We start from the raw sequence: 26,592 nt of genomic DNA, 5'->3' as shown, positions 1-26,592 counted from the left end.
ATTTAAAGAGCCTACTAATATCTTTAAGGTAAATGTTCATGTGATTCCGCAGAATAATTCTGTTTTTTGATTCTATCTGTCCATTTATCATTTTCTATATCTTGTTTGTTGGTTGCTTTTTTTTCTTGCTCAACAATTGCCTTATCTATCTCCTTATGAATTGCATCAATTGCATTAATCGCACCTCCTTTTTTGTATACTTCGCTTTTCCCTTCAATAATTAACTTAATAAAAGTATTTACAACAGACTGCACTTGATTATGATTAACCTGACCTTTTGTCAAAGAAGGTAAAGAGCCTAATTCCATCAATACTTCTGGTGCTGTTTTATCTTGAGTGGAAAGTCCTAAATTATCTGCTACTTTACTTATTAATAACTCTCTGTGTTCTTTATTATCTTCCAATTTAGCATAATCACTCAATAGATCTATAACGGTAGATACTCTGACTTCAACAACATCATCAACATCTTCATCTTCTAGAGCAACTCCTGACCCCAATAACCTCTCTCTGAGATTTTCGCTTAAAAGATTGATAAATTCTTCATTTGCATCTGATCCTGTGGTTGATATTGTACCATCTAAATAGTTACTTTGAGCACCGAAGCCATGCTCTATTTGTATTTTTGTCTCAGGTTTAAATCCTAATTTTGCACAGAATTTCTGAAAATATTCTTTAATAATGTCAAACAAGCTCTTGCCATTATCTTTATAATTTTTTAACTCTTTAGGAATAGTAAGTGACAATTTACCATCTCTGTATGTTACAAAGTCTTCACCATTGTGAGATTCAATTGTAAATTCCAATGAACTAGACAGATTACATATCTTATCGCCATGCATAACTTGATTTTTAACAGAGAGTATTGGTAGCCTCATATCAGATCTAATTCTCACATTATTTTGGTTAGCACAATCAATGTTTATTACTTTTTTAGGATTTTCTACTATGAACGACTGTCCAAGTGCAAGTTGGGTTTGTATAAATGGAGCAGCCTCATACCCTGCTTGATTACAATTGGTAACTAGCTCTTCTAAAATAGCATCACTTGGAACTTCTGCCCCAGCGTATCTGAACATTTTTTTGAAAACTTCTTTTGCAAAGGAACGGTAATCCTTGTTTTCATCTTTCTCTGTTGGTAATAGATGGATATACCTTTGGCCAGCATTGTAAAATTCTTCAAATTCTTTCTTATATGAATCGGTTTTTTGATGATTGGCAGTTTTGGAATTTTCACAGTGATTTTTCCATAGCTCACCCAATGCATTACTTACAAGCTCTTTCTCAATATCTTCGAGTACTGAAGCAACAAAAGCTTTGCCATGATCCGTATCTATTTCTCTTGTTCCTTTTTTGTTAAATATTTCGTCATTATATATATCATCACTATTAAAAAGTTCGCTTTTGCGGTGCTTAGCTCCTTCCTTAAATGCAATAATAAGATTTTTATCTATTTCTTTTCCGTTAATAATAAAATTCATCCTTTGAAAATCTAAGAACATTGTTTCACCGGAATTCGCTAATTTATTATCTTGATCTGCTCTTAATTTACTAAAATTGAACTCTTTAGCTGTGGCCTTTAATCTAACTACTGGACTCTTATTATTTTTTCCTTTTGTCTCTTTCATAAATAACACCTTACTGTAAATATGCTGTAAGTTATATCATATAATGATGAATAATTTGGTAATATATTAAGAAAATCGACAGTATATTTCTTTATTTAAGGGGTGTAGGAAAGGCGTAGATTTCTCTTTCCATTTGTAGCGTACTGCATTAATATTTATGTATTAATCTAGAAAATAATGATGAATAACATTGTAATTGTTGGTCTGCAATGGGGTGACGAAGGCAAGGGTAAAATAGTAGATTATCTTTCTGAGAATGCAGATGTAGTTGTGAGATTTCAGGGAGGAAATAATGCAGGGCACACTATAGTAGTAGATGATGAGGTTTATAAATTAAATTTACTGCCCTCTGCTGTTTTGAGGCCAGGCAAAATATCTATCATAGGAAATGGCGTTGCTCTTGATCCACACGCTCTAATCTCAGAAATAGAGTCATTGAAAGTTAAAGGAGTAGACGTAAACTATAACAACTTGATGGTATCCGAGAGCTGTCCATTAATACTTAGCATACATAAGGACAAGGAAAAGCTATTTGAAGATTTAAATGGAAATCACAAAATTGGTACAACAAACAAAGGGATAGGGCCATGTTATGAAGATAAAGTTGGAAGGAGAGCTATACGCCTTTGTGACTTAGAAAACGCAGATGAGCTCAATAAAAGAGTGGATACTCTTTTGAATTACCACAATGCTATCAGGAAAGGCCTTAACTACCAGGTGGTTAAAAAAGAAGAAATATTAAAGGAAATTCAAGAGATTTCAGAAAAAATTCTTTCATATAAAAAACCTGTGTGGAAGATATTAAATGACTTGATGAAAGAAGGTAAGAAAATAATATTTGAAGGTGCCCAAGGCGCATTTTTAGATATCGACCACGGAACTTACCCTTTTGTTACTTCAAGTAATACTGTAGCATCGCAAGCAATAACAGGCTCAGGGTTATCCTCCAATGCTTACATTATTGGTGTGGTAAAAGCTTATACAACAAGAGTGGGCAATGGCCCATTTCCTACTGAGCAGAAAAATGAAGTAGGAGATAGCTTGTTTACTATAGGTAAGGAACTTGGAACAGTGAGCAATAGAAGAAGGCGTTGCGGATGGTTCGATGCAGTTTTAGTGCGCCAGGCCGTACAACTCTCTGGAGTTTCAAGCATTGTATTAACCAAATTAGATGTGCTTAATTCTTTTGATACAATTAAAATATGCACTGGTTACAAGTATAGCGGAAAAATATATGATTATTTACCCGCATCGCATTCAATACAAGGGGAATTAGAGCCAATATATGAAGAGTTTCCTGGCTGGAAAGAAAACACTCAAGGTAAAAGGTCGATTGAAACATTGCCTATCAATTTAATAAAATATATAGAAGGGTTAGAAAAATTAATAGGTGTACCAATTCATCTAATCTCAACTAGTCCAAAGAGAGAGGATGTTATTAAGCTTAAAGATTTCTGAAAACGTCTTTGTATCTTAGAGCCTGTACGTAATCTCAAAAAAGAGATAAAGTGAGAGGATAAAGTATATAAAGTAGGATATGCGAAGTTTATAACCAAGTGACATAAGTCGAGAAAAGTTTGAGATTATTGTAGCAGATCTGGAATCTTGCAGAAAGAAGACAAAACCAAGAACACTTGATTTACATGATATATTTTGTGGAGTGTTATACGTGTTAAAAAGTGGTTGCTAGTGGAGAATGGTATCAAAAGAGTTCCCAAAATGGCGCAATTGTTACGACTATTTTAAGAAGCGGAGTGAAAAACCAGATGTAAATAAAGAAAGTGTTCTGGAGCTGGTATTAAAAAAAAATAATTGCGACAAAACAATGGTCGGAAAAGCTTCTGCATAATTGATGCACAGAGTATAAAAAATCCAGATACTGCTGAAGCTATGATGCAGGCAAGAAGATTTCAGGGCCGTATTGCAGTAGATACGCAAGCATGCAATTTATACAACAACAGCAGAGATAACTGACCGTAGCAGTGCTGTGAGAATGGTCAAAAATGCAAAAGAAAACCTCTCGGAAGTTAAAAATGTACTGGTTGATGCAGGCTATACTGGAGAGAATTTTGTAACTCAAATAAAAACAATTATTGGTGCAACCGTTGAAGTGATCAAAAGAAATGAATTACGTTCCTTTGTTGTATTGCCCAAAAGATGGGTTGTGGAGCGATCTTTTGCTTGGTTAGAAAAATGTAGAAGATTGTGGAAAAATTGTGAGCGAAAACTCAATACTAGCCTACAAATGGTAGTTCTGGCTTTCACTGCCTTACTTCTGAAAAAATTATGAACAGGCTCTTACTAACTCTTATCTAATAAAAAAAATACTTGTGTAACTTCGAATAGTCTATTATGCAAGACAGCAGTATAAACATGTAGTAAGAAATGTATAATGAAAAATAAAAGCTCAAGTTTAACACTTGCAGTTATTTTCACACAATTAAGTAATCATAAAAGTTAGTGTAGGGCGAGGTTATACAGTTTGATTTCTTTTAATATATGTTAATTGGTATAATATAAATATAGTTAAGGAGGTGTATTATGATTGGAAGTTTGGCTAAAGAAGAAAAAACAGCAGAGGCAGGAAAAACAGGTGATCAACTTGAAAAGTGTATTGGACCAACTTCACTGAATAGGGAGGTTTATTACTCTACGCTTATCTACTATACATTAAAAGAGTTATATTCACAATTAGGTGATATCTCTTATGCTAATAAAACAAGATCAGAAAAAGAAATAATCAATTTTTATGTTCTACCTCAATTTGCACGTTTTAAAGAAATTATTGATGAAGATATAAAAAAAGATCCTTCGTTTGCAAATTCTGCTATTGTAAAGTTTTGCTCCTCAATTATAAAAAATAACAAATTACTTAAAGAATTAGAAGAAGTTAGTATTCCTGCCAAAAACTCTAGTGTAAAGGCAAGGGTAAGCTTTCAACTGAAAAATCTGAAAGAAAAGGTGTGGTTCTTAGGAAAACTAAAGGAAAAAAAGAATTTCACTTACGTGCAGAGGGCTTTTGGGGATAAGTGGAGTTTTTATGACCTAATAAATGATGGAGATTTTAAAAAAACGTACATAGATAAAGCAGTAACAGAGTCTGCTAATAAGAGCTTTAAGGAAGATATAGATAAATGCATAAAGTTGGCAGAGCAGGGAAAAGAAGCTGCAAGTAAATATCTTGGAGAGAAAGGCGTAGAGTTTCGAGCTTATTACACAGAAACTGATAACACTCATAGAGTTTTGAATATCAATCTTATTAATTACAATAGAAGTGAGCAAACCAGGATTAGTGACATTTTACAGCAAGAGAAAGATATTAAAGAGCTGAATATCTATTGCAATAAAAAACATGAAATACACGCTCATCGGAAAGGTAAGGAAAGATATTATGAATTTAAAGAGGGCGCATATTATGAAATGAAAAGCACTTGGCCTGTAAAGGATGGATCCGAAATGTGTACCATGATTATGAATGTGAGTAGCGATGGCATAACTGAAGTACTAAAATTTAATGATGAAGATTTTGTGCTATCGGATGAGATCTTAGAATTAATAAAGCAAAACGATGAATTATATATTCAAGGTCTCTCCTTATATGATGCTGTACTAGAAAAAGGTAAGGCTGCTGATGTTGTACCTACTGCTAATAATAATTTTCAAAATGAGTCTATAGCGGCCTATCGCGAGGAACCAGAGGGAGAATTAGACCCTAAAGTTGATGCTGACAATAGCCTTCCTCCTTCTATTAATAGCAATGCATCAACTCAAACGGAAGTCAATTTACAACACACTGAAACTCAAACAGAAGTTGCTTCACAACAAATCGAAACTAAAACGGAAGTCAAATTACAGCACACTGGAACTCAGACAGAATTTGCTTCACAACAAATGGATGAATTGATTTTAAATAATCAGATGCTGTCCGAAAAAAACGTTGAATTGAAGCAAGAAATGTCAAATTTGAAAAAAGAAGCTGTTGAATTGAAGCAAGAAATAGAAGCAGGGTTGCAAGTGATAAATAAAAAGCACCATGAATTAATACAAGAAAATCAGCGACTACAGGAGAAACTAGAAACAACCCAAGCAGAAGCTAATCAAACAATTGTAAAGTTAGAGAAGCAGAATAGCAATTTACAAGACAGGTTTGAAAAAGAGGAGCAAAAAAACACGGAATTGCAAACTGAACTGGCACAAAAAAATGAAGAATTAGCAGGTGTGTTAAAAGAGCTACAAGGGAAAGCACAAGAACTTAAAGGTGTATATGAAGAAAAAAGAAAGCTAAAGGAAGAGCTGAAAATTGTTAATGCAGGAAAGAAGAATTTGGAAAAAGAGCTAAATCAAGCACGAGAAGATGCGGAACAGATAATGGTTGAACGACGCCAGCAGAAAGAGCGCTTGAAAGATCAGCTAAGAGAATTAGATCAGGAATATAAGGTACAAGTAGAAATTGAGCAAAAGATTAAAGAATCAGATAGGCAGGATAGCGATTTACAAGATACACTTGGAGAAGAGAGACTAAAACTCAACATTGAAGAACTAGAAAACGAGTACGAGGAATTTCCAGGAGATAAGGTGCTTACACTTGAACTCACTAAAGATGAAGATAAAGTCGAAGAGTTAAGAAACGAGCTAGAGCGTGAGAAAGAAAAGTGTAAACAATTATTAGAAGAAGAAAATGAATGGGGTGATGAATTGGTAGGAATGCTTGATGGACTGGAAGAAAAAATTCGTGCTGATGAACAAAGGAGCTTCAACAATCAATTAACGGGAGAAATTTCTAATGAGTCTGGTAATGCTCCACGACAGAAGAAAAGGTTATCCAAATCTTCAAGCGTTGATAATGAGTCTTATGTTCCACTGAGAGAGAAGACAACATTACTCAGATCTTTAAGCGTTGATAGTGGACTTGATAGCGATGAAGAAAATTGTGATAATGATTTATCTTTCAACATAAGTCCTATAAGTTCTATTGAGAAGGTGGCAGAGAGTAGAAACGTAGGTAGGGTATCATTGTGAAGATGGTTGGGGTTAAGTTGCAACTTAAGTGGGGCGCAAAAGGTCTTTTGTGTTGATAATAATTTAAAATCTATAGTAGACTAAAAAAGATTATTAAATTATAATATAACATATGATAAAAGACGAGAAATCGAAAACAATTTTTGAAGTGGAAGGGGCAGTAACTGCTTTACTACCTGCAGCAGAATTTAGAGTGAAACTGGACAATGAACATGAGATTATCTGTCATGTATCAGGGAAAGTGAGAAGAAGTAAAATACGCATCATTATAGGGGATAGGGTGTTAGTTGAGATGAGCATTTACGATAGGAATGCGAGAAAGGGTAGGATCATTAGAAGGCTTAAAGGTACAAGTGACAGAACGATCTCTAAATAATCTTATTCTTGCTTCATCATCGAAAAGGCGTATAGCTTTACTAAAACAAATAAACATTGAGCCAGGTTTAATTTTGCCAGCAGATATAGATGAAGCCCCTTTAAAAAAGGAACTTCCGAAGGATTACTCAATCCGTATGGCAAAAAGTAAAGCTGAGAAAATACAAAGTTTAAATCCAAATTATTTTGTGCTTGGTGTTGATACAGTTGTTGCTTGTGGTAGAAGGATATTGCTCAAAGCTGAAAACGTTGAGCAAGCAGAAAAATGTATCCGCTTGTTATCAGGAAGAAGGCATAGAGTATACACCAGTGTATGTCTATTAACTCCCGATCAATCTAAACAACATATCAGGACTGTGGTTACAATAGTGAAATTTAAACGTCTCAGTGAACAAGAAATTAAGTATTATTTAGCATCAGAAGAGTGGAAAAATAGGGCGGGGGGATGCAATATACAAGGCCTAGCTGGAGTGTTCGTATTGTTCTTACGCGGCTCCTACTCTTCCGTTATAGGGTTACCATTACATGAAACCTATTGTTTGCTAAGCAATTATTTTAACTTCAATTTATATTGAAATACCTTTATTAGTATCTTTTTTTTGTTGTGACTCAGCAACCTGTTTAGCCCAATCTAGTGGTCTTTTATTTCTGTTAGCTAATGCAATTCTATTGCGATCATAACCATCAGTGTGTTCTGTTAAAGTATCTCCTCTTTCTTCTTCTATTACTCCAGCTTTCAGTTGTGCTTCATCTTTCTCTAGTAATTTATATAGTTCGCTATTTTTATCTACAGTTGGATTAGTGTCATTATTTTCTCGTTCTGCCACTGTTTTTTCTAACCACTTACGTATAGGGTCATATTGTTTACCTTCTCCTATCTTTTCTAAAATGTTTTCTGAGAATGAATCTTTAGGAATATTTTCTTTAGTAGCCTGTTGTGCCGGTTCTCTTAACCCTTTATCCGGGTTTCCCAATGCTCCTTTTAACTCACTCGTATCTCCGATTTCTTTTGGTTCAATGTTTTCTAAGCTCTTCTTTAACTGTTCAGGATTTACTTGAGATTGTTCATTATTGTCATGAGTTGGAGATGAATAGCCCGAATCGTTTGCTTTTATGTCTGTTGAGCTGTCTTTTAGCAACCCAACTTCTCTCAAGCGTTTTTTAGTTTCTTCGCTAATCTGACTCTGATCAGCTGGTTTTAACCCGAGATTTTCTTGACCTAATGTATTTTTAAGTTCTTCAAATAGAGTTAGATTACTTTGTCTAATATGTTCTTCTAATTTCCTTCCTACCTGTTTTAAATCTGTTTGAGATTTACTATCACTATTAGTTGGAGATATATAGCCTGAATCACTTATACTATTTGGTGTTGAAGCAGAGACACTAATAGTTGGACCTTCCACTATTTTTACATCTGCTAAATCGTCTTTTTGCAATCCATCTTCTTTATCTTGTGACAGTTTATCAGTAGGATCAACTTGCCTTAATCCTCTATTATCCTGCTGTGATCTATCTCTGATTTCTTTAAGAAGATTTTCAGGTGGAGTTTGATCACTTTGTTCAATGTTCTCTAAGCTCTTCTTTAACTGTTCAGGATTTACTTGAGATTGTTCATTATTGTCATGAGTTGGAGATGAATAGCCCGAGTCACTTTTATTATTGAGTGCTGTAGCAGAGAGCGGCTGTTCACTTTCTTTCCACTTAGCATCACTAGCATCTTGGTTATCACTGTTATCTGGAGAAGATGAATAAGGAATTATGTCCTTTAATGTCTCTAACGGTGATGGGTTATTTTTTCTACTTCCTGCAATTGATGCTTTTCTATCATCAACATCAATGTGCCGTAAGTTGTTTTTCTTGAAATTTCTGATGTCTTGTAACAGATCGCCTTTGCTATTTCCTTCTTGTTGCTGGGTTTTAGGTTGTTGCTGATCATTAGGTGTTTGCTCACTTCTATCTGGTTTTTGGCTTCCAGGTAGAGCATGTCCAAATGTAGGATTGTCATACCGTTCATCTTCTTGCCTATTATCTTGATTGTGGCTTACAGACTTGGTGAAAGTAGAACTATCTGAAGAATCAGAAGTTGCACCTTTTTGCTGATTATTAGGTGTTTGCTCATTTTCGCGCAAGTCATCTGGTTTTTGGCTTCCAGATTTGGCTCCCCCTTGCTCATCGAAAACACCTTTTTTAGGTGGTAGTGAACTAGTTCTAGGTGGAAGTGGCGGAGGAGTTTTTTTGTTCTGAGGATTCTCCTCAAAAAGCGATTGTAGGTTATAAACTTGACCTCCCGAATTTGCTTCTCGTGCTGCTTGTCTAAGCTCACGCTTTTCTTTAGCCTCCTGAGAATTAATTTTATCGTCAAAATCTTTTCCAATTCCGCTATCGTAAGAGTGCCTTCTGCTGTTAGATTGTGGTCCAAAATGTGAATGGTGATCTTCTTTTTTTCGAGTTATATCAGTAGCTTGAACACTAACATCTCTATTAACATCAATTCTTGTCGTAGTTTCAGATGATAGCTCGTTACTGTCTTTACTATGTTGCATCTCATTCACTTTTCCTTGTCCTTTCTCCCTGAATTGTATTTCATGCAAGAATAAACCACCTATTTTTACATCTCTGTTTACTTCTAACCGTTCTAGAGAAAAATCATCACCTTTAACAAGGTCTACACCGTTAGCATCAATCTTAATTTTGATCTTACATTCCTTCCCCTCCGCATACCACTTTAAAGTCATTTCATATGAACCATCAGTTACGACATAATGTCTTATTTTTTTCCCTTCTTCCTCGGCAACAAAACCATGCATTCCGCTCTTTCCATCACTATGCAATGTTGAAAATCCCGAGATTTCATTCTTCTCACAAAAATCACTATTTAAAAATTCGCTGATTTTAAACTCTTTTTTGTCATCTCCCAGCGTAATACTTGCGTGATTACCGTATATTGAAACTCCTGCAACATCATCAACATACTCTTTCAACCTTTCTTTAACTTCACTTTCAAGCTCTTGTCCAGCTTTCTTTGTCTTGTCGCATTTCTGAAGAATAACTCCATATGCTTTATCTTTGTTTTCTTCTTCGTCCCAATTCCAGTTGGCGTGTTTTGTTAAAAACTTTACTGTGTTAAAATCAACTCTAGCATTATAAATTGGGTCGTCTTCCTTTTTTATTTTATCAAATAAAGGAAAAATTTCTTGAATGCGCTCATTATAAATGTGTTCTTGTTGTGTATCGTTAGTGCCCATATATCCCTCACTAATAACCCTCTGCCTTTAGTTCTAGCTAATACTAGCTAATATAATTATCACAAGCATTGGTTGAATTTTTATTAAGGAAGGTTGTGTTACTAATGTGATGACACAAGCTATTTTATGGTAACATCAAACGATTTAAGTTGTCATTCCAGTCTGGAATCCAGCCTTTCACGAACCCCATCAAAAATGTTGTGTTTTAACATAAGATTAGCTACTTTTATGCTCACTAACTTAGTGCCAATCAAGATTCCTGGATCCCAGTGTCTGGGCACCATACGCGTCAAGTTAAGAGATTGTGAGCAAATTTAGAGAGGTTAAAGTGGATACTCTAGCCCTTCTACGTTTGTCTTTTAATGAAAATCGCGACCAAGTTATAGTGAGTTTTTTAAGAAATGCTTTTAAACTATTAATTTTGGTTAATACTAAAAATAACTCTCTAACCCGCCTTTTTAGCTCAATAAATGCCTTTGTTAAGCTAAGTTCTGTATTCTTTTTCACTTCTGTGCAACCAACTATGCCGTGAAATATAAGAATTGCGCACAATTTAGCATATAGTTCACATAATACTCTGCATGGCTTTCCTTTTAGCTTATCAAGCCTGATATGGCTTTTATACAATTTAAATAATAACTCAATTTGCCACCTTACTCTGTAAATCGTTAATACTTGCTCAGCACTAATTTTATTTTCTGGAACATTAGTTATAAATATTGACCAGTTCAACAATTTTTGATTTCTTTTAGAGGATGTATATCCCTGCGATCTTGCTAATCTATTAGCTTTCTTTCTTCTGGCCATAGACTGTTCTTCAGTTAGTTTCTGACATATAATTCTTACTCTAATTTTTGCTTCTTTTCCTAACAATACCTCGTTTTCTAAAAATAACTTATCCTCTAAACATTCTAATAACTCCATTTTTTGATTTGTTTCTACATCATATATGTTGGTATCGGATTTATAACGACTTATGAAATAAGCTCCTATTTCATTGATTTGTTTAAAAGAACTTGGCACAAAATAACCGAGATCAGATATTAGCAAATCATTGCTTAATATATTACTTAAATGTTTCCTATATCCCTGGTCTGATCTTACCCCCTCCGTTAAATTAAGTTGGTCTATTATCTGATTCATGTAGTCGAAAACTAATTGTAACTTTATTCCAGACTTAGTATTGCTTTCATAGCCACTGTAGCTAGTACCATAACCTTTATACATCTCTTCCATACTGTTAGGTAGAGTAATATAGCTACTGTCCAATAATTTAACACTATTAAATTGCTGTAAGATTTTGCAATCAACTTGCAAGATATTTTTAAAGAGAATCACAGATTCATTATACATCCTTTTCATAAATTCCACTGCTTCTTCAGTAAATCTAAAATCCAAACCTTGTTTTGTTATATCTATCGAGTCCTCGTTTAGTAATTGACACATTGTTTCTACGCTACAATTATCAACTCCTATATTACCCAAGACCATGGCTTTTACGAATGATGAACCTTTTAGCTTTCTCTTTCTTTTTATAAACCTTGTTGTAATTGAGATTTTCTCTGCTTTTTCATTAAAAATTTCTTTGAGCTTTTTTGATAAGCAAGTTATTTTATTCATTGGTTCTCTCACTAAAAGTATATCTGGAAGAACTTATACCTTATTATTCTATCTCTTTCATACCTTTATTTCCTTAACTTGACGCGTATGATTTGCCCAACAGAGAGAAATGAAACCTCTTTTTTTGATGTGTATGCTAGCATTGTATTTACTAATATACTGGCAATAAACAAACTGAGTCCAAACAAAAATAATTTGTTTTGTAACACGGGAATATAATTACTTTTGATAACTTCAGTGTTTGGAACGAATGCGGATATAAACATGAGCAGCATCGAAAGGGTTGATAGAACCCATGAAAAGTTAAACCAACTATTGGTATTTTGTAGGTTTATGATAAAGAGCAGAGATATTATAGAGCACATCCACACTAAAATTGACAAGTTCACGTGTATTACCAGCGCATTATCAAAAATATATTGTGCAGAAGGAACAAGAGAGGAGATAAAAGGCAATCGTAGAAAAATAACAATTATTGACAGTAACCCAGAGCAAGCAAGAGCACATACTGCCAAGAACATCCATTTTCTACAGAGCGGAGCGTTGTCTTGTATATTAAGCACAATCTTTTTTCTCAATTTTGTTCAATACAATATATAACACTGCAATAATACCTAAAACATAGCAATAGTATACGTGTGGCATGACTGCCAAAGGTGAAACTCCAGCAATAGTGCTAGCCAAAAGCAATTGAGCGCCATACGGTATTAATCCTTGAAATACACAAGAAAATATGCCTAGCCATGCTGCACTATAGTGAGGCGGTATTTCATATTTCTTAGCAATATCTCTAGCAATTTCACCGCTAAAAATTATAGCGATGGTATTATTTGCAAGTAAAATATCAAATATGCTGACTATTTTTGCAATAAATAACTGTGCAGTTTTTTGTCCACCACGTTGTATCATAACCCAAGATGAAAGTTTATCTGCAAACTCCTTAGAATTTTTACCTACTAGTCCTGAAAGCCCGCCAACCATCAATGACAGTAGCATAATTTCATGCATACTCATAAACCCTTTGGTGATGTTTTGGCTTAAAAACAATAAACCATGATTGTTGTTATTTATAAATCCAATAATTCCAGCAAAAGTTATGCTTAAAACCAATGCCGTAAATACATTGATTCCAAAGTTTGCAAGCAATATAAGTATGATGTAAGGAGCCACAAGCAATAAAGAATACTCCTTAACTGAAATAGCAGCACTATTGCTTGAGCTATAAAATAATATAATTATTGTGAATATAGAAGCAATTAGTGCCACTTTTGCATTCAGTTTTAATTTTTTCTTTATATCAGCCTTTTGAGACATCACAGATGCAATTGTAGTATCAGAGATAATAGATAAATTGTCGCCAAACATTGCTCCTCCTACAACGGTTGCCACTCCTAAGGAAGGAGAAATCCCAGCTTGTGTCAGTTCAACTGCAATAGGAGCAATTGTTGCAATGGTGCCCATTGATGTACCAATAGCAGTGGAGATGAAAGCTGCTACAAAAAATAATCCTATGAGTAAAAATTGTGTTGGTATAAATGAAAGAGCCAAATTAACTGTGGCATCAGCACTACCGATTGCTTTAGTTACTTCACTGAATGCACCTGCAAGTAAAAAAATGATGCACATAGTGATAATATTACGATCTCTTACCCCATCTAGAAAGGCATACATTTTTTCTTCAGTATTGCCCTTGTATAAAACCCAACCCAGAGCTATGGCAGGAACAATGGCTACTAGTGGAGATAACTGATAAAAAGCATTTGACACGCCAAGAACAGTAAAATATATGCCGCTTCCTACAAAAAGAAATAGGAACAGTAAAATAGGCAAAAAATTTGTAAAATAAAACATACCTCAGCTCTGATAAACGCAAATCAACTATGATATAATTTATATTATTATAAACCACAGTTGGCACCTTGACCAATGTTTTTCTAGAAAGCAATCTACCAGAAAAGGTTTCCATGAAAAGGACTATTATAATATATCATCTACTTGAATTAAACTGGGAGATAGAATAAGTAAAAAATATGAATGACATAACAACAAAGCAAGTCATATCCTTATGGGACACACAAGTTGGTGGGTTTTTGCCGGATAAAAAAGAAGTGGAGATTGTATAATACCTTCTTAATCTAATGCTTCAATGTTTCCGACATAGGAAAAGTATCATCTTTATTTTCTATAGAGGAAGGCACACTATTTTGATTATCATCACCATTAATTGGAGTAGTAGGGTGCATTAAAGCAACTTTCATAACTTCATCAATATTCTTAGCAAAAACTACGTTGATCCCTTCTTTGATGCTTGCCGGAATTTCTTGCATATCTTTCTCATTTTCACTTGGTATAATCACAGTTTTGATTGATCCTCTGAGCGCTGCAAGCAATTTTTCTCTCAAGCCCCCGATAGCTAAAACTCTACCACGCAATGTCACTTCGCCTGTCATAGCAACATTTTTGTTAACTGGTATATTTGTCATAAGAGAAACAATAGACGTACATACCGCGCCGCCAGCAGAAGGGCCATCTTTTGGTACAGCACCCTCAGGTACATGCAAATGTATATCATTATTTTGGAATTTTTCGGGCTTTATACCAAAAAACAAACAATTTGATCGAATATAACTATACGCAGCTTTTATAGATTCTTGCATAACCTCTCCAAGCTTTCCTGTGTATTTTATTTCTCCCTTGCCCGGAATTAGGACTGATTCTATCATCAAAATATCACCACCTGTTTCAGTATAGGCGAGCCCAGTTACTATTCCTACTAAACTCTCATTTTCCGCAATGCCAAAGGTATATTTACGTACCCCTAAATAATCTTGTAAATTGTCAACCCTTACGGATATTTTCTTATTTTTATCAGTCAATATTTCTTTAACTGCCTTTCTCATGAGCTTTGCAAGCTCCCTTTCCATACTCCGCACACCACTTTCACGTGTATATAAACGTATCAACTCGTATAACGCCTCATTAGTTATGTCCCATTCCTTCTGATACAAACCATGCTCCTTCTTTAACTTCGGAATAAGGTGGTGTGTAGCAATACTGATTTTTTCATCTTCAGTATACCCGGACAATTGTATAATTTCCATCCTATCACGCAAAGGATGTGGTAAATTTAAGCTGTTTGCGGTAGCTACAAACATTACACTTGAAAGATCAAACTCAACTTCCAAGTAATGATCCGTAAAGTGTTTATTGTGCTCAGTATCTAAAACCTCAAGTAATGCAGACGCAGGATCGCCACGGGAATCAGAACCCATCTTATCTATTTCATCAAGCAGAAAAAGCGGGTTGCATGAATTAGCTTTTTTCATGTGTTGAATGATTTTACCAGGCATTGAGCCAATATAAGTTTTCCTATGCCCTCGTATCTCGGACTCATCACGCACACCACCAAGAGCTATACGAACAAAATCTCTTCCTACTGCTCTTGCCATAGATTTAGCCAAAGAAGTTTTACCAACACCTGGCGGTCCAACTAAGCAAAGTATAGGACCTTTTATCTCTTTTACTCTTTTTAATACCGCTAAAAATTCTATTATTCTATCTTTTACTTTCTCTATGCCATAATGATTTTCATCTAAGGTTTTCTTAGCTGCATTTAAGTTAATTTTTGCATCTTTGTACTTTCCCCATGGCAACTCAAGCAACCAATGCAAGTAACTAGATATAACTGTAGCTTCAGGAGAAATGGGATTCATTTTCTTGTATCTCTTCAAATCAGTTATAGCTTTCTCTCTTGCTTCCTGAGAAAGCTTTGTTTCATTTATCTTTTTTTCAAATTCATTGAGTATATTCCCTTCATCACCATTCTCAAATTCGCCTAATTCTTTCTGTATAGCTTTCAATTGCTCGTTAAGGTAGTAAACTTTCTGAGTGCTTTCAACTTGCGATTTAATTGTCTTATATAAACGGTTTTGTGCGTTCAAAATACTCATTTCTCTCTCAATAAAAGCAAAAGCTTTTTTTAAACGCTCTTCTGGGTCATAAGCCTCAAGTATGCTTTGTTTATCTGATACTTTTATATTTAAATGTGAAGCTACCGTGTCTACAAGTTGATCAACTTCTTTGATTTGATCAATGGAGTTAATGGCAACCTCGGGCTGATTTTTCTTGTTTAGCTTACACCAGCTATCGAACGCGTCTACAACAGATCGCCTTAAAGCTTCTAAGTCAATATTGTCTTCATCTTCTTTATAATGACTGTCTAACTCTACCCTGGCTTGTAATAAAGTATGAGAGCTAATATATTCTACAACTCTTCCCCTTCTTATCCCCCGGATTATAACTTTTACTGCATTGTCAGGTAATTTTATTAACGGTTGTACAATGCTTGCTAACACACCTACTTCATAAAGATCTTCAGGCTCTGGATTATCAACAGAGCCATCTTTCTGTGCTACAAGAAAAATCTCATTTTGGTGATTACTACTACTTATTGCATACTCTAGTGCATTAACAGATTTTTCTCTGCCTATGAATAAAGGCACCATTATATTTGGAAAAATTACTACATCTCTTAAAGGTAATACTGGCAATGCAGTAAAACTAGAGCTTACAGCACGTTCAATGTTCATAATATATGCCTCAAATTAATCATTAACCGTTATAACATTGCCATTGTTATTATGATTAACCGTTGCTTTTCCTAATTCTACCATTTTCTTAGTGATTACTATAGTGCTACCTTCAAAGCCTCCGTTTCCAGATGTATACATAATGTCAAGCAAAAGTGACTCCAAGATAGCACGTAACATTCTTGCACCTGTTTTGTAGCTTATAGCCTTTTTAGCAATAGCTGATATTGCTTCATCTGAAAACTCAAGGTTTACTTTGCTAAACGCAAGCAATGCTTTGTACTGTTTTATTAGTGCATTCCTTGGCTCTGTCAACACATGTATTAAATCTTCATGATCCAGCTCATCTAAAACAGCAGTTATTGGAACCCGCCCTACAAATTCGGGTATTAAACCGAATTTGATTAAATCTTCAGGTTGAACATCATGTAAAGCATTCTTTTTCTTTTGCTCTTTAGACTGACTTATATCTGCTCCAAAGCCAACTGACGTTCCCTTTTTTCTCGCTTCAATAATTTTATCGAGGCCTTCAAAAGCTCCTCCACAAATAAACAGTATGTTACTAGTATCTACTTGTATAAACTCTTGTTGTGGGTGTTTTCGCCCTCCTTGTGGCGGAACATAAGCAACTGTACCCTCCATAATCTTAAGCAGAGCTTGCTGGACCCCTTCACCTGAAACGTCACGGGTTATTGAAGTGCTTTCAGATTTTCTTGTAATCTTGTCTATTTCATCTATAAACACTATACCACGCTGTGCTTTTACAACGTCATAATTTGCAGCTTGTAATAAACGCGACAACACGCTTTCTACATCATCACCCACATAACCTGCCTCAGTTAAAGTTGTCGCATCAGCCATAGCAAATGGCACATCTGAAACTTTAGCAAGTGTTTTGGCTAGCAAAGTCTTACCAGAACCAGTGGGACCAATAAGCATTATATTTGACTTCTCGATTTCAATATCACTTATAGCATGAAATTGTACCATGGATTGACAATGGTTATACATAGCTACAGATAAAACGTGTTGCGCGTGTTCTTGACCTACAACATGCTTGCTGAGAAAGTTTTTTATATCCTCAGGTTTCTTTAGTAATAGCTTCATATCAGATATACGATCTGAATTAAAAGATCTATCTTTCTTTTGACTTATTGCTTTATGGGATAATTCTATGCACTCATTACAAATAAACACCTTTAAACCATCCGAAGAGTTAGTAATCAATTTATCTACTTCATCTTGCGCCTTGTTGCAAAAAGAACAGTAGTGTAAATCATTATTGTTATCCATTAACCCACCTTTTGTTTAACTTTAATATTTTCAATTTCAATATCTGTACGCTCAGCTATCACCCTGTCAATTAAGCCAATTTTCCTTGCTTCTTCAGGATCCATGAATTTATCTCTTTCCATCATTCCTTCAATTTTCTTCAGTGAATTTCCAGTATGTTTTTCATAAATTTGATTTAGTTTTTTCTTAACCCGCAAAATTTCATTAGCATGTATTTCTATATCAGTTGCTTGACCATGATAACCACCAGATGGCTGATGTATCATAATTCTTGAATGAGGTAGAGAGTAGCGCTTACCTTTTGTACCAGCTGCAAGCAATAAAGAACCCATAGACGCAGCTTGACCTATACATAAAGTTGAAACGTCTGGGTTTATATACTGCATTGTATCGTAGATCGACAAACCAGCAGTTACAACACCACCTGGTGAGTTGATGTACATACAAATGTCTTTATCGGGATTTTCCGATTCTAAAAATAAAAGCTGTGCTACTATTACACTGGCCATATTGTCTTCAATAGGACCTGTTACAAAAATTATTCTTTCTTTCACTAGTCTTGAATATATGTCATAAGCGCGCTCACCGCGACTAGTTTGTTCAACTACAATTGGTATAAGAGTCATACCTTTTCCTATTAAATATTATCAAATAATTCCTTTAATTCTTTCACAGAAACAATCTGCTCTTCTTTACTAACTTTTTCTATTATATAATCTGTCACTTTATACTCAAGCGCTTGCCCTCTAACTAATTCTTGAAATTGTTTATTTGATTCAAAATGCTTAAGTACTCTGTCAAATTGCACATCTTTACTGACATATTGATTTACAAGAACACTCAAAACATCATTTTGAGTTAATGATATTTTATGTTCTGCACTAAATTTCATAAATAACATAGCAAGCTTTACACGTTTTTCAGCTTCTTTACGAGAATCATTTTGAGCACCCAATTCTCCTTCCATTCTTTGTTGCTCCTGTTTTACTATGTCTGTGGGTAAATCAAAACTATAATTAGCATCCAAATAATCAAACAGCTCCTTTTTAATTAAGAGATTTCTCATTTCGGTGCACTGATCACCAATCATTTTTTTTGCATGATTTATTAGCAAAGAATAATCTTTAAACCCAATACTCTTAGCTATTTCATCATCATTTTCAAAATCTTTGGCAATTTGAATCTCATTAACTCGCACAGAAAAATCAGCTTCCTGTCCTGCAAGGGAAATGGCTTGGTAATTTTCAGGAAATTTCAACTTAAAGTTCTTTGTTTCTCCCTTTTTCATACCAGTTAATTGATCTTCAAAACCATTAATAAATGTGCCAGACCCTAAATTAACGGCAAAATCTTTGCTACTTCCACCTTGAAAGAGCTTATTCCTAATCCGCCCTTCAAAATCAATTATCAATTTATCCCCATCTTTCGCTTGATAAGAAGCATCATCAACAGAGGCAAAATTGGGGAACTTTGTTTTGATAGAATCAATAAATTCTTTTATATCTTCCTCTTCAATCTTTGCTTCAATTTTCTTTAAGTTTATTTTGTCAAGATCTATCATCGGTACTTCAGGCATCGACTCAAAAGATAGCTTGTATACAAAATTGCCCTCCTCATTTTCTTTGCCCAGATCTGGTAATGATATAACATCAACCTTAGGATAAATGTGAGACTTGACTTCAATTTTTTTCATCAAATCACTTGAGCAATAATCAATTGTATTATTTATCACATATTCCAAAGCCTCGTTTTTATAATTTGCAACAACAAGGTCATAGGGCATCTTTCCAGCCCTAAATCCAGGTGATTTTGCATTTTCTGCTATCTCTTGCAACCTGGAATTTACCTTTTGTTTTATATAATCACTACCAACTGTGATTTCATACTCATACTTTAGTTTATCTATACTAAGCTCTTTGTAGGTATATACGCTACTTACTTCGACTGTATTTTGAGGTATATTATTAGACATCATAATTCATTTATTAACATTTTAATTCATATCTTAATAGAGTCATTTTACCAGAATTTAAGTTAAACACAATCCTTAAGAACAGGTTTTTACACAAACAAAAGTGTATTTAGTGATTATAAATTTTCCCTTAAAACCTAAGTTACATGACTTTAAAGTGCGGATAGAGGGACTTGAACCCCCACGAGCAAGCTCACCAGGACCTAAACCTGGCACGTCTACCAATTCCGCCATATCCGCAAGAAATTTTCAGTACCCTATTATAGGTATTCCATTAAAAATATTCAAGGTTTAAAGTCTTACTTAATTTATGGTATTTACACAATCAAAAAAGCTTATTAACATTTCTTAATGAAAGCTCTAAACCCTGAAAATCAATAATGAGATTAATAACAAGCTTCTTACTCGCAATTTTTTTGATTACACAAAGTGGTTGCACAACCCTTATAATAGGTGGTGTGGTGGCTACAGCGACAGCAACAGCAATAACAATGCAGGACAAATCCTTGGGAAATATCATTGATGATACGACTATGGTCATCAGAATTAATAAGGGGCTCTTAAAACATGGGCTATTTTCATCCATAAAGGTTAAAGTAAGTGAAGGAAGAGTATTGCTCATTGGAAGTGTTGACACTCCTGAAAAACAACTTACAGCAGAAAAAATAGCTTGGCAGCAAAAAGAAATTAAAGAAGTGATAAATGAAATAAGAGTAATACCAATTCAAATGGCTTCCATGCTAGACACCACTGTAGATGGCATGATAACAGCGGAAATAAGAACAAGACTCCTGGGAAAAAGAAATATTAAGTCAATTAATTATAGCGTTAATACGGTTGATAGAGTTGTTTATTTGATGGGTATAGCCCAAAATAAAGCGGAATTAAAAGCTGTAATAGCAATTGCAAGAAAAGTAAAGGGAGTAAAACAAGTTGTAAGTTATGTACGATATAGGTACAGTAAGTTACGCCATTAGGCAAAAATCGCTTTCAAATTATAACATTTGTACAATTGTGACAATAGGTAGAGAACATAAATGAAAGTTGCCTTTCAGATGAATGAAAATATAAATTTTGAAACTGACACTACATTCGTGCTAATAAAGGAAGCACAAAGGAGGAAGCACGAAGTTTTTGTCTATGCTCCTAACAATTTAGCACTAAAGCTAAACCATCCAATTGCTCTGGCTCAGAAAGTCAGCGTTGATGATTTTAGTTTTATCTCTAAAGAGGATGTAGCAATCAACTTGAATGAAATGGACATCATATTTATCAGACAGGATCCACCCTTTGATATGCGTTATATTACAACAACATATATCTTAGAAAAAACCAGCGCATTGGTAATTAACAATCCAACAGAAATAAGAAATTGTCCTGAAAAATTGATAACTTCATTATTTCCAGAGCTAATTCCGCCAACTTTGATTACTGAAAATATATCAATGATTAGAGATTTCTACTACAACTATCAAGATATTATTCTGAAGCCATTGTATAGTTATGGAGGAAACGATGTGATAAGAATACAAGATGAGAATAGTATTCAAGTAGTAGTGGATCTCATGATAGCAAAATACGAATGCCCTGTGATTGCACAATCATTTTGTAAAAACATAGATAAAGATAAAAGAATATTGCTACTTTATGGCCAACCAATTGGTGTAATGAAACGAATTCCAAAAATCAGTGGAGAGATCAGAACAAACATGCGACTTGGAGCAAGTTTTGAGCCCGCTCAAATGAACGATAGAAACAATGAAATATGTAACAAAATTGGTCCTGAATTAAAGAAAAGAGGGCTAATATTTGTTGGTATTGATATTATAGATGACTTCCTGCTCGAAATTAACACAACTTCACCCACGGGAGTAGTTTATATCAATAAATTGTATAATATATCGCTAGAAAAGGATCTTTGGGACGTGTTTGAAGAAAAAGCAAGCAGCCATCAACTAAACCTGTGAACAATCACCTTAACAAACTCAGTAGTCCCATTCTTTATCCCTGTTTTTTCTGTACTATTGGTCATATCACGCAATTTTTGAGAATTATTTAATAGATCAAATAGTACCTCTGTTAGATTTTTTTTTGCTTCACTATTCTGCTTAACTATTATAGCTGCTCTCGAGTCTTCAATATATTTTGCGTTATAAAATTGGTGATTATCTTTTGAGTAAGGGTAAGGAATATATATAGCAGAACGCCTAGCAAGAGTGATCTCTGCTATTGAAGTTGCTCCTGCTCTGCTAATTACCAAGTGAGCATTGGCCAGTCTATTCTCCATATCATCAAAAAATTCACTCAATTCACAATCGATCTTTTCACTTTTGTATAGACTTTTGACCTTGTTTACATTTTTCTTCGTACATTGCTGCGTCACTCTAATTTTCTTTTTCATTTTAATAGGTAAATCACAAATTACGCTGCTTACTACATCATCAAAAAAATTTGCACCTTGGCTGCCTGCTATGACCAATATATTTAGGATTTTCTCAGTGCTAGAATGGCTCTGTGCTTTTATATCAACAAAATTTCCTGTAAAAATACATTTATTGCCCTCTGCATATTTAGTCTCCGGAAAGCTGGTTGCAATTAATTTTGCACTCTTGAAAAAGAATCTATTTACTCTCCCTAAAACTGTGTTTTGTTCATGTAAAATTATAGGTATAGAAAGAACTCTTGCTGCAAGAAGAGTTGGAAAAGAAGCATAGCTACCAAAACCAATGACCGATTTTGGTTTTAATTTTCTTACTTGATACAGTGCTAACATAGAGCTGTATATCAAGAAAAGGAAAAACTTAAATTTGTTGCTGCTTGGTTTAAATAATGGCAAGGTGTAGTTTCCCACGTCAGTATTTTTATTTGTTTTTTTATCAGTAAATACTATGCAACTATATCCTTGTGCCTTTAGTGCTCTTGCTAAAGTTATAGCTGGAAAAATGTGTCCGCCTGTGCCACCTGTTGCTAAAATAATATCCATCTGTAAATAATAAATCCTAGATTGTTAACTGTTATTTAACAATTTGCACGTAGAATTTTATTAAGCGTTATGATAGTTGAGTTAAAAATGCCTAAAAGTAATAGTAAAAAAGAACCTAATGAGAAAAATAAACCTCAAGAACAAAGAGAAGGCAGAAGCGGAGGTTTTTTAGAACTGCTAAAAAATATAATAAAAATTCTTTTCAATTCGGTCGTTGACCTACCTGAGCACGAGCAGCATAATAAAATGAAAAGCACTAATCTACAACAAGGTTTGGATACTAAAGGAAAAGGCCCAGAAGATCTTCATCCAAAGGCAAAGCTTGAAGTTAAAGAAGCAGCTAAGGGATTGAAAGAAGAGTTACAGAATTCTGATGCTGGTGGTAATCAATCTATTGAAACTAAAGTGCCTAATCAAACTACTACTCAAGACATTGACAACTCTAAAACGATGGAACGTTAGTTCAACTATTTAACATCTGCAGCAAGCACTGATTTATGTATCATCTCTGAAATGGTTGGATGAGGAAAAATCGTAGATTTTATGTCGAAGTCTGTTCCTTCTAGTTGCTTTGCAAGAGCAAAATTGCTAATTAACTCCGTTACTTCTGCACCTATCATGTGGCTACCCAGAATTTCTCCGGTTTTTTTATCTATAATCGTTTTCACTAACCCTTCAGTTTCACTGAGTGCAACAGACTTACCATTAAAGTTAGAGTGAAATTTTCCTATTTTTATATCATACCCACCTTTTATTGCCTGTTCCTCAGTAAGGCCGATGCTCGCTATTTGTGGATGAGAATAAGTGCAATTTGGTATGCATTCTTTTTTTAACGCATGAGCATTTTTACCAGCAATCTTTTCAATGCAGATCACGGCTTCATGGCTCGCTTTATGTGCTAAACATGGTGGGCCAGCTACATCACCTATTGCATACACATTTGATTCACTAGTTTCATACCATTCATTCGTTTCAATAAAGCCAGAAGGGCTTAATTTAATTTTTGTATTTTCTAAACCTATATTTTCAATATTTGCTTGAATTCCAACCGCAACAATCACCCTCTCAAATTCTTTGCTCTCACCACTACTTAGTAGCACTTGAGCAGAGTCTTTACTTTTAGTAAGAGCTTTTACGCTACTGCTTGTATATATTTCTATCCCCTGTTTTGTGAATATTTCTTGTGCTAAATCTGAAATGTCCTTATCCTCCAGCGGCAAAATAGTGCTCTTTATCTCTATGATTGTTACATCAACACCCAAAGTACTATAAAAACTTGCAAATTCTATTCCAATTGCACCAGACCCTATAATTAGTAGCGATTTTGGTAATCTCTCTGGAGTCATAGCGTGCTGCGCATTCCATATTAAATCTCCATCTGCCTCTATTCCAGGCAGATTCCGTGCCCTCACGCCTGTTGCTAAAATGATATGCTTGGAAACAATTTCTTGTTCTTCCTTATCGCTAACGACTTTTATAGTACCATTGCCTGCAAGTTTACCAAAACCTTGATGAACTTTGATATTATTTTTTTTCATCAAATATGCAACACCGCTTGACAATTTATCAACAACGTTTCTTGAGTATTTCACTATTGATTGTATATCAAAATTAGCTCCCTTTACTTCTATACCAAACTCTTTTGATCTTTTTATTAGCCTATAAACCTCAGATGCTCTAAGCAGTGATTTTGTTGGTATACATCCCCAATTTAAGCATATACCGCCTAAATTTTTTTCTTTTTCCACAATTGCAGTTTTAAACCCAAGCTGTGCCGCCCTAATTGCCGCTATATAACCACCAGGACCGCTACCTATAACCGTAATATCATACTCATTCATCAGTTTTCTTCGTATTCAAAAAGATTATATATAACAGATGGAACCCATACAATCAATGGTCTGTCATCTACCGTCTTAAGACTCAACCACTATCGGCTGAGAGCCGAAAGGTTGGATATAGCGCTGGAAGCGCGGTGAGAAGCTAAAGCTACTCCAATCTTATACTAGATATAGAATGAGGCTGATGTGCATCTGTATGTTTATTGATGTACTCATTAATGACTTCATCTGTGATATGTCCGCTGGTAGCACTAAAGTATCCTCTTCCCCAAAAACGCTTTCCCCAGTACATTTTATTTAGCTCTGGAAATTCTTGTTGAACTTTGCGTGAAGACCTGCCTTTGGCTCTTTGAACAAAATCACTCACAGCTATATGAGGAGGTATTACTACGAATAAATGTAAATGATCTGATGATATTACTCCGTTTTCTATCTTAATCCCCATTTCTTCAGATACTTCTGCTATGATTGTTCGTATTCTCTCCTTCATAGCCTTAGTTAATACTCTGTACCGATATTTTGTAATCCAGACTATATGGTACCTATGATAAAATACAGTGTGTTTTCCTTTGTCATATTCCGTCATAACTATACTTTATAAAGTACAGTTATGACATTGACAAACTAAAGTTTCTCCACCTAGAAGGTGGAGGCTTGTACCATCTTATGGAAAGTCAAGATAAAAGTTGTTATTTTTTATCATGGCATTTAAACAAACGATAATTTTTCTCATGACAGCAACTAATGCAACCTTAGCAGCTTTGCCAGAATCAACCAAACGCTGATAAAACGCTTTCATTTTTCTGTTGTGGCGCATAGCAACAAGAGCTGACATGTATAGTGCTTTCCTTGCATAAAACCTGCCTCCTTTGATTTGAGCTTTGCCAACTTTTCTTCCACTTTCACTAGTTTTAGGTGCAACTCCAACTAAGCATGCAATTTCTCTATTCTCTAATCTACCAAGCTCAGGCACCTCTGTCAGTAGAACGCTCGCCGTCTTTGATCCAATACCTTTATAGCTGATTAAAAGCTCATTTTTTCCTTTCAATTCAGCTATTGCGTCTTCTATGTCTTGCCTAATTTCTTTCAATTGTTTTTCAGCAAACCCTATCTGTCTTTCTATGTATTCTCTAGCTTTTCCCGTCGCACTTTGCAGGCGACACTTGTTTGCATGAATTGCATCATTTAAATTACGCTCAACTGCCCCCAGCTCCTTTAATTCCTCTTGCTTTTGTGAAATTATACATCCTTTTACTTCACCGTCTTTACTGACAAATTCAGCGTATTTTTCCAGTAATTTAGCATCTAACTTGTCAGTTTTTGCAAAATGATTGCAAGCTTTGGCAAATGCATATACCCGATTCGGGTGAGCTTTATGGACAGTTATCTTGCAACAATTTTATAATGAGCTTTTCATAGCCACCAGCTTACACATAACTTGATGGGTAAATCGACTATATTTGTTTCTATAAACTTAGATATAGCATCACTCACGTTTGCTATGCGCTTATGCTTGCCATTAATTGAGATGTCCAATGCTTCCTTGGAAACATCTACTCCCATGAAAATTATTCTAGCCATTTTTGTACCTATAAATATAATCAAACAATAATGCAAAATGCTGTATACAGGATTGTAATTCGATCTTTTAGATCCACCTACCGTTCGTACTACATTTTGCTTTAAGCCTTACTATTACCCACAAATAAAAACATAGTATTGTATTTACTCAAATAATTTAATTTTATTAACCTGAAAGCTTATTAGATTAAAATTATTAAACTAAGAGTTATAATTTTAGCAACTAAAAGCTGTAAATTGCACCATATAAACAGTTATTTCAAGCAAAAGTTATGCCATTAAGAGCTATGCAACAAACATTTATATTTGTGGGTAATAATAAGATCTAAATCCGATAGAGCATTGTTGGCACACCATCAAAAGTCGCCTCAGACCTCTAATGCATCAATGTACAAACTTACACCTTTTAGTTGGTAATACCATTTTAGACGTTTATCATTCGTTTT

19 protein-coding genes, 1 tRNA gene and 2 pseudogenes are annotated in these 26,592 nt (G+C 34.6%); 9 read left to right on the top strand and 13 right to left on the bottom strand.

Going from position 1 to position 26,592, the window contains the following annotated elements; genetic code table 11:
- Positions 1-23: 23 nt before the first annotated feature.
- A complete protein-coding gene (locus OPR50_RS07685) occupies positions 24-1,628 on the bottom strand; it encodes a hypothetical protein (protein ID WP_174515883.1) in 1,605 nt (534 codons plus the stop codon).
- Positions 1,629-1,808: 180 nt separating this feature from the next.
- Between OPR50_RS07685 and OPR50_RS07680 the strand changes: the two genes are divergently transcribed.
- The 5 genes and pseudogenes from OPR50_RS07680 to OPR50_RS07660 all read left to right on the top strand — a co-directional run bounded on the left by OPR50_RS07680 (position 1,809) and on the right by OPR50_RS07660 (position 7,597).
- The gene (locus tag OPR50_RS07680; protein ID WP_264339160.1) at positions 1,809-3,086 is read left to right on the top strand and encodes an adenylosuccinate synthase; all 1,278 of its coding nucleotides are present in this window, start codon (positions 1,809-1,811) and stop codon (positions 3,084-3,086) included.
- A gap of 103 nt (positions 3,087-3,189) precedes the next feature.
- Positions 3,190-3,918, top strand: a pseudogene (locus OPR50_RS07675) (IS5 family transposase).
- A 251-nt stretch (positions 3,919-4,169) separates the two neighbouring features.
- Positions 4,170-6,647, top strand: a complete 2,478-nt coding sequence (locus tag OPR50_RS07670) for a coiled-coil domain-containing protein (RefSeq protein ID WP_265024036.1) — start codon at positions 4,170-4,172, stop codon at positions 6,645-6,647.
- A 112-nt stretch (positions 6,648-6,759) separates the two neighbouring features.
- Positions 6,760-7,023, top strand: a complete 264-nt coding sequence (infA, locus tag OPR50_RS07665; protein WP_007550159.1) for a translation initiation factor IF-1 — start codon at positions 6,760-6,762, stop codon at positions 7,021-7,023.
- The gene (locus tag OPR50_RS07660) at positions 7,001-7,597 is read left to right on the top strand and encodes a Maf family nucleotide pyrophosphatase (protein WP_010082554.1); all 597 of its coding nucleotides are present in this window, start codon (positions 7,001-7,003) and stop codon (positions 7,595-7,597) included. The genes infA and OPR50_RS07660 overlap by 23 nt, the downstream gene beginning before the upstream one ends.
- Here the strand turns inward: OPR50_RS07660 and OPR50_RS07655 are convergent.
- On the bottom strand, positions 7,589-10,267 hold the full coding sequence (locus OPR50_RS07655) for a hypothetical protein (RefSeq protein WP_265024035.1): 2,679 nt from the start codon (positions 10,265-10,267) through the stop codon (positions 7,589-7,591). The genes OPR50_RS07660 and OPR50_RS07655 overlap by 9 nt on opposite strands.
- 294 nt (positions 10,268-10,561) lie before the next feature.
- Positions 10,562-11,887 (bottom strand): IS4 family transposase, encoded by a 1,326-nt coding sequence (locus OPR50_RS07650; protein WP_265024034.1) that lies wholly within the window; start codon positions 11,885-11,887, stop codon positions 10,562-10,564.
- 237 nt (positions 11,888-12,124) lie between these two features.
- On the opposite strand from OPR50_RS07650, the gene OPR50_RS07645 reads away from it, so the two are divergent.
- Positions 12,125-12,487: a hypothetical protein gene (locus OPR50_RS07645; protein WP_265024033.1), complete on the top strand. Its 363-nt coding sequence runs from the start codon at positions 12,125-12,127 to the stop codon at positions 12,485-12,487.
- Here the strand turns inward: OPR50_RS07645 and OPR50_RS07640 are convergent.
- The 6 genes from OPR50_RS07640 to OPR50_RS07615 all read right to left on the bottom strand — a co-directional run bounded on the left by OPR50_RS07640 (position 12,443) and on the right by OPR50_RS07615 (position 19,981).
- Entirely contained in the window at positions 12,443-13,738 is a 1,296-nt protein-coding gene (locus tag OPR50_RS07640) for a Na+/H+ antiporter NhaC family protein (RefSeq protein WP_264339151.1), read from the bottom strand. The genes OPR50_RS07645 and OPR50_RS07640 overlap by 45 nt on opposite strands.
- Positions 13,739-14,022: 284 nt before the next feature.
- Positions 14,023-16,476, bottom strand: coding sequence for an endopeptidase La (gene lon, locus OPR50_RS07635; RefSeq protein WP_265024032.1), 2,454 nt, complete (start codon positions 16,474-16,476; stop codon positions 14,023-14,025).
- Between the two features lie 15 nt (positions 16,477-16,491).
- Positions 16,492-17,769, bottom strand: a complete 1,278-nt coding sequence (gene clpX, locus OPR50_RS07630) for an ATP-dependent Clp protease ATP-binding subunit ClpX (protein WP_006279985.1) — start codon at positions 17,767-17,769, stop codon at positions 16,492-16,494.
- Positions 17,769-18,395, bottom strand: coding sequence for an ATP-dependent Clp endopeptidase proteolytic subunit ClpP (clpP, locus tag OPR50_RS07625; protein WP_006280254.1), 627 nt, complete (start codon positions 18,393-18,395; stop codon positions 17,769-17,771). Before clpP ends, clpX begins: the two co-directional genes overlap by 1 nt.
- Positions 18,396-18,406: 11 nt before the next feature.
- Entirely contained in the window at positions 18,407-19,741 is a 1,335-nt protein-coding gene (gene tig, locus OPR50_RS07620; RefSeq protein ID WP_264339575.1) for a trigger factor, read from the bottom strand.
- Positions 19,742-19,899: 158 nt separating this feature from the next.
- A tRNA-Leu gene (locus tag OPR50_RS07615) sits at positions 19,900-19,981 on the bottom strand.
- Positions 19,982-20,121: 140 nt separating this feature from the next.
- On the opposite strand from OPR50_RS07615, the gene OPR50_RS07610 reads away from it, so the two are divergent.
- Positions 20,122-20,718 carry a BON domain-containing protein gene (locus tag OPR50_RS07610; RefSeq protein WP_006279461.1) on the top strand — a complete coding sequence of 199 codons (597 nt, stop codon included), beginning with the start codon at positions 20,122-20,124 and terminating at the stop codon, positions 20,716-20,718.
- 60 nt (positions 20,719-20,778) lie between these two features.
- Complete coding sequence (gene gshB / locus OPR50_RS07605) at positions 20,779-21,708, top strand: glutathione synthase (protein ID WP_265024031.1); 930 nt, start codon at positions 20,779-20,781, stop codon at positions 21,706-21,708.
- Here the strand turns inward: gshB and murG are convergent.
- Complete coding sequence (murG, locus tag OPR50_RS07600; protein WP_265024030.1) at positions 21,693-22,724, bottom strand: undecaprenyldiphospho-muramoylpentapeptide beta-N-acetylglucosaminyltransferase; 1,032 nt, start codon at positions 22,722-22,724, stop codon at positions 21,693-21,695. The two genes, gshB and murG, sit on opposite strands and share 16 nt — an antisense overlap.
- A 69-nt stretch (positions 22,725-22,793) precedes the next feature.
- On the opposite strand from murG, the gene OPR50_RS07595 reads away from it, so the two are divergent.
- Positions 22,794-23,186 carry a hypothetical protein gene (locus tag OPR50_RS07595; protein WP_006279962.1) on the top strand — a complete coding sequence of 131 codons (393 nt, stop codon included), beginning with the start codon at positions 22,794-22,796 and terminating at the stop codon, positions 23,184-23,186.
- Between the two features lie 5 nt (positions 23,187-23,191).
- Here the strand turns inward: OPR50_RS07595 and lpdA are convergent, their stop codons facing one another.
- The 3 genes and pseudogenes from lpdA to OPR50_RS08980 all read right to left on the bottom strand — a co-directional run bounded on the left by lpdA (position 23,192) and on the right by OPR50_RS08980 (position 26,146).
- Complete coding sequence (lpdA, locus tag OPR50_RS07590; protein ID WP_264339154.1) at positions 23,192-24,565, bottom strand: dihydrolipoyl dehydrogenase; 1,374 nt, start codon at positions 24,563-24,565, stop codon at positions 23,192-23,194.
- Between the two features lie 148 nt (positions 24,566-24,713).
- A complete protein-coding gene (gene tnpA / locus OPR50_RS07585; RefSeq protein WP_006279552.1) occupies positions 24,714-25,151 on the bottom strand; it encodes an IS200/IS605 family transposase in 438 nt (145 codons plus the stop codon).
- Positions 25,152-25,229: 78 nt separating this feature from the next.
- A pseudogene (locus tag OPR50_RS08980) lies at positions 25,230-26,146 on the bottom strand (IS110 family transposase).
- Positions 26,147-26,592: the final 446 nt, after the last annotated feature.

The sequence above is a fragment of the Wolbachia endosymbiont (group A) of Epagoge grotiana genome (genome assembly GCF_947251775.1).
GTDB classification, from domain to species: Bacteria; Pseudomonadota; Alphaproteobacteria; order Rickettsiales; family Anaplasmataceae; genus Wolbachia; species Wolbachia pipientis.
This window is presented reverse-complemented; position numbering and strand designations above follow the sequence as displayed.